General features: G+C 46.4%; 3 protein-coding genes and 1 rRNA gene. All 4 read left to right on the forward strand.

Translation table 11 applies throughout. The annotated features are described in order from the left end of the window. Positions 1-188 precede the first annotated feature (188 nt). Positions 189-2,177 carry a DNA topoisomerase (ATP-hydrolyzing) subunit B gene (gyrB, locus tag G1ANC_RS03480; protein ID WP_129693617.1) on the forward strand — a complete coding sequence of 663 codons (1,989 nt, stop codon included), beginning with the start codon at positions 189-191 and terminating at the stop codon, positions 2,175-2,177. Positions 2,178-2,201: 24 nt separating this feature from the next. Beyond that, positions 2,202-4,730 carry a DNA gyrase subunit A gene (gene gyrA / locus G1ANC_RS03485; RefSeq protein WP_129693618.1) on the forward strand — a complete coding sequence of 843 codons (2,529 nt, stop codon included), beginning with the start codon at positions 2,202-2,204 and terminating at the stop codon, positions 4,728-4,730. 3 nt (positions 4,731-4,733) lie between these two features. Then, on the forward strand, positions 4,734-5,165 hold the full coding sequence (locus G1ANC_RS03490) for a divergent PAP2 family protein (protein WP_129693619.1): 432 nt from the start codon (positions 4,734-4,736) through the stop codon (positions 5,163-5,165). 170 nt (positions 5,166-5,335) lie between these two features. Next, positions 5,336-5,871: ribosomal RNA gene (locus G1ANC_RS03495) — 16S ribosomal RNA — on the forward strand; the annotation flags it as partial.

Genomic DNA, 5,871 nt, shown 5'->3' on the forward strand with positions numbered 1-5,871 from the left:
AAGGAGAGCGCTTGAGCTGTTGTATCTTTAAAAGGTACAACAGCTTTTTGTTTTCAAGGAAAGAAGGAGAGGATGCTGAGCAGGTTTAGTACGCATTTTAAACCTGACGTTTACAAGTGTCGATTTTATGGTATAATGTGGGTATTAATAGACAATCTGAGCGACTGTAAATAGGGAGTGATTTCGTTATGAGTAAACAAAAAAATGATGGTTCGTATGATAGTTCGCAGATCCAAGTTCTTGAAGGTCTCGAACCAGTACGCAAACGTCCAGGAATGTATATTGGTAGCACGGGATATGATGGTATACACCATTTAATTAAGGAAATCGCTGATAACTCGGTAGACGAAGCTATAGCTGGTTATGGGTCGCGAGTTGATGTGAGATTGTTGGCAGATGGCGGTGTGACAGTAACTGATAATGGTCGTGGTATTCCAGTAGATAAGCACCCTAAGACTGGCATTAGTACGCTTGAGACAGTCCTGACTGTGCTGCATGCTGGCGGTAAATTCGGCGGCGGCGGCTACAAGGTGTCAAGCGGTTTGCATGGTGTTGGTTCTAGCGTGGTTAACGCTCTATCTACTAAGCTGATTGCTGAAGTTGTTAGGGGCGGTATGCTATATCGTATCGAATTTTCTCGCGGTAAAACTGTGGTACCGCTCAAGAAAATAGGAAAAACCGATCGGCCAGATGGCACCTGTATCACGTTCTATCCAGATGCTGAAATCTTTAAGGAGACAATTAAATTTGATTATAAATGGGTGGTAAATTATTTACGCCATCAGGCATATCTAACTAAAGGTGTTTATACCTCTGTTTATGATGAGCGTACTCACGAGCGCCAGGCATTCTACTTCGAGGGTGGCATCAAGAGCTATGTCAAGAATTTGAATAAGGGTAAAGATGTGCTTGGCGATGAGATATTCTATGTCGATAAGCAAGTCAGCGATTCGGTTGTCGAAATAGCAGTACAATACAACGATTCCTACATCGAAACCGTTAAGCCGTTTGCAAATAACGTTTTGACGCCAGATGGCGGCACGCACTTGGTCGGATTTAGGTCAGCACTTACCAGGGTAATCAATGATTATGCCCGTAAAAATAGCCTGCTCAAAGAAAAAGAAGATAACTTGACTGGCGATGATATCCGCGAGGGCCTGACGTCGGTGATATTGGTAAAATTGCCAGATCCGCAGTTCGAAGGTCAGACTAAAAATAAACTAGGTAATCCAGAGGTGCGTCGCTATGTCGAGCAAGTAATGAACGAATATTTCGCATATTATCTAGAGGAAAATCCAGCTATTGCTAAAAAAATTATCAATAAAGCCTTGTTAGCGGCGCGAGCGCGCAAGGCAGCGCGGGCAGCGCGGGATAATGTAATTCGCAAAGGAGCGCTTGACGGTGCTAGTTTGCCTGGCAAATTAGCTGATTGTTCTAGTAAAGATCCGTCGGAATGTGAATTGTATATAGTTGAGGGAGATTCGGCTGGCGGTTCAGCAAAAACTGGCCGCGATAGCCGTACGCAGGCGATTTTGCCTCTGCGCGGTAAAGTGCTCAATACCGAGCGGGCTCGCTTAGACAAAATGTATGCCAATCGAGAGATCTTGAGCTTGATCAAAGGGGTAGGCGTAGGTATTGGCGATGCTTTTGATATTCGCGGACTACGCTATCACAGGATTATTATCATGACCGATGCCGATGTCGATGGCAGCCACATCGCGACTCTGCTGATGACGTTTTTCTTCCGCTATATGCGGCCAGTTGTGGAGGGTGGGCACATATATCTAGCTAAACCGCCACTGTTTAAGCTGAAATTATCCCAAAGCAAACAAGAGTATTTATACAACGAAGAGGCGCTTGAAGCGCGGTACGATGAGCTAATTGCGGCACGCAAAGAGAAAGGTGTTCAGATTGATTTAAACGATTCGCGGGCAAAACAAGCTGGCCTGAGCGAGTCGGCCCTACAACGCTATAAGGGTCTCGGTGAAATGGATGCTAGTCAACTCTGGGAAACGACTATGAACCCGGAAAATCGAGTGCTGGTACAGGTTAAGCTCGAGGATGCTGAGCGCGCTGATGCTATCTTTACGAAGTTAATGGGCGATGATGTCGAAGTGCGCAAGAATTTTATTCAAGCTAATGCTAATAAAGTCAGTCTTGATGAGCTAGATGTGTAAATGGACGAGAAGAAGGATAGGAATATGAAACCAGAGTCAAAAAAACCAGTCGAAGGCGAGATTATTGAGCAGACTAACGGCGCTAGCCATTCAAAGTCTGTCGAAATTCGAACAGTAGAAGATGTTATGGAGGATAGTTTTATCCGGTATTCAATGTCGGTCATCGTTGACCGTGCTTTACCGGACGTACGCGATGGTATGAAGCCAGTTCATCGCCGTATTGTGTATGTGATGGACAAAATGGGTATCGGGCCGACAGCTAAGACCGTGAAAAGTGCGCAGATTGTCGGTGAAGTGATGGGTAAATACCATCCGCACGGCGACAGCTCGATTTATGATGCGATGGTGCGTATGGCTCAAGATTGGGTGGAGCGCTATCCGTTGGTTCAGGGCCAAGGTAACTTTGGTTCAATGGACGGCGACCCGCCAGCAGCTATGCGTTATACCGAAGCAAAAATGACTCGGGTGTCAGAGTCGCTTTTGGCAGATATTGATAAAGAGACGGTTGATTTTCGCGATACATATGACTCTACGCGCCAAGAACCGATTGTTCTGCCTGCTAAATTGCCGAATTTACTGTTGAATGGGCAAGTTGGTATTGCTGTTGGTATGGCAACTAATATTCCGACGCATAATCTAGGCGAGGTGGTTGATGCAACGGTTACACTGATTGATAATCCAGAAGCAACGCTTGATGACCTTATGAAGTGTATCAAGGGGCCAGATTTCCCAACTGGCGCGGTGGTTTATGGTGGCGCGCCGATGCGCCAAGCTTATGCGACCGGCCGCGGCAGTGTGACGATACGGGCGGTGGCAAACATTGAAGAAACCAAACGCGGCCGTCATCAAATTATAGTTTCTGAGATGCCTTATGGCGTGAATAAAGCAACGCTTATCGAAAAAATTGCCGATTTGGTGCACGAGAAAAAGATTACGGCGATTAGCGCTTTGCGCGATGAGTCGGCTCGCGGTAATGTGCGAGTAGTTATTGAGCTCAAAAAAGACTCTTATCCGAAGAAAGTACTTAACCAATTATACAAATTGACGGCGTTACAGACTAACTTCCATTACAATATGCTAGCTTTGGTGCCGAGTGCTGACGATGCGACACGTCTGCAGCCGCGCGTTTTGGGTTTGCATGATATTCTGAATGAGTTTATCAAACATCGCCGCCAAGTGGTACGCCGCCGCACAGAGTACGAGCTACGCAAGGCTAAGGAGCGAGCGCATATCCTGGAAGGTTACAAAATTGCACTGGACAATATCGACGAGGTAATTAGAATCATCCGGGCTAGCAAGACGCAAGATGAAGCCGAAAAGGCGCTCATCGAAAAGTTCTCGCTGAGCGTTATCCAGGCCAAGGCGATTCTGGCAATGCAATTGCGCCGACTGACGGGTCTAGAACGCGAAGCTATCGAGAATGAGCTAGCTGAGTTAATGAAAAAGATTGCGTATTTTGAAAAAGTTTTGGCTGACGAAAACGAAATCCTTCGCATCATCAAAGAGGAATTACTAGAAATTAAAGATAAATATGGCGATGACCGTTGTAGTAAAATTATCAACACCGAAGTCGGTAAGTTTAGCGATGAAGAACTAATCCCAGAAGAGGATACTGTTGTACTGCTGACAACGGAAAATTACATCAAGCGCACCTTGGCCAGCGATTATCGCCGTCAAAACCGCGGCGGCAAGGGTAAACGCGGTATGACCACTAAAGAGGAAGACGTTATTGATCAGCTAGTACCAGCTGGAACACATGATTGGCTGCTGTTTTTCACGAACAGGGGTAGAGTGTTTCGTCTGAAGGCCTACGAAGTGCCGGCAGCTAGCTTAGCGGCGAAGGGCGTAGCAGCGGTCAATTTATTGCAGCTGCAGCCAGAGGAAAAAATTACTTCAATTATCAATCTAGCTAAAGATGTAAATGTTGATGAAGGTTATCTATTTATGGCGACGACCAAGGGTACAGTCAAGAAGACAGCGATTGCTGACTATTCAAATATTCGCACCAATGGTTTAATTGCTATTAATTTGGATGAAGGCGATGAGTTGCGTTGGATCAAGCAAACTACTGGCAAGAACGATGTGATCATCTCGACTTCAGCTGGACAAGCGGTTCGCTTTAGCGAGGAGGAGTGTCGTCCGATGGGACGTGCTGCTCGCGGTGTGCGTGGTGTGCGACTACGAACGGACGATAGTGTTGTAGGTATGGATATTGTAACTTCAGCTGATCAAAAATTGCTGGTGATGAGCGCAAACGGGTTCGGCAAAGTAACCAAGGTAGCTAATTTTCCGAGTCACCGCCGCGGCGGCGTTGGTGTGAAGGCTGCTGTTGTTACGGCAAAAACTGGTCCGATAGTTGCTGTTCAAACGCTTGAGAAGGATGCGATTGAGGCAATTATGATTAGTCAAAATGGACAGACTATCCGAGTGTCGCTTGACGATATTCCAGCGCTTGGCCGTACTACCCAGGGTGTTCGAGTGATGCGTATTAATGACGGAGATACAGTTTCGTCAATGGGGATTATACGTGATACAGACGAAGGAGAAAAATAGCGGATGGTAGTATCCCCGTATATAATAGCTTTTGCTGTTGGTTGGGCTATGGCGCAGTGCGGTAAGTATGTCGTTGCTGCTATTAAGATGCGTACCTTGAAAGTGTTTGATCATCTGTACATATCGGGAAATATGCCAAGCGCTCATAGTGCTACGATGATGTCGCTAGTATCGATTATCGGTTTGAAAGACGGAGTCGGCAGTGGTTTGTTTGGTTTGGCATTAGCTCTAGCAGCGATTGTGATGTACGACGCATTGATGGTACGGCGATCTGTTGGCGAGCAGGGCGAGGCTATCAAGCAAGTTATTGATATCTCGAAATTTGATGTATCGAAGCCGCGTAGCGCTAAGGGACATACCCCTTTGGAAGTGGTAGTCGGTGCTGTAATTGGCTTACTAGCGGGTATCGTTGTATTTTTAGCTACAAAAAACTAGCGATAGGGTGTTGACTTGATTAGGTTAGAGCGCTACAATAGTGAACAGTCTGGTTGCGAGAGGTAAACTTACAAATTGCATCTTAGCAGTCAGGTTAAGTAATTTAACAATTTGATTGTGCAATTATCATCGTCAGTCTATTTTTGAGTAGACGCTTCAAATGAAGCATCTTTATGGAGAGTTTGATCCTGGCTCAGGATGAACGCTGGCGGCGTGCCTAACACATGCAAGTCGAACGAAGGTATATATAGGAAGTCTTCGGATGGAATATGTATAACTTAGTGGCGGACGGGTGAGTAACGCGTAAGTAATCAACCTGTGACACACGGATAACTGATAGAAATGTCAGCTAATACGAGATGAACTGTTTAAATTGGGAAATGGAAACAGCAAAGCGAAAGCGGTCACAGACGAGCTTGCGTCTGATTAGCTAGTTGGTGGGGTAAGAGCCTACCAAGGCGACGATCAGTAGCCGGCCTGAGAGGGTGAACGGCCACATTGGAACTGAGACACGGTCCAAACTCCTACGGGAGGCAGCAGTGGGGAATATTGCACAATGGGGGAAACCCTGATGCAGCAACGCCGCGTGAAGGAAGAAGGCCTTTGGGTCGTAAACTTCTGTCCTTGGGGAAGAAAAAAATGACGGTACCCTTGGAGGAAGCCCCGGCTAACTACGTGCCAGCAGCCGCGGTAATACGTAGGGGGC

Source organism: Candidatus Nanosynsacchari sp. TM7_ANC_38.39_G1_1, from assembly GCF_004138385.1.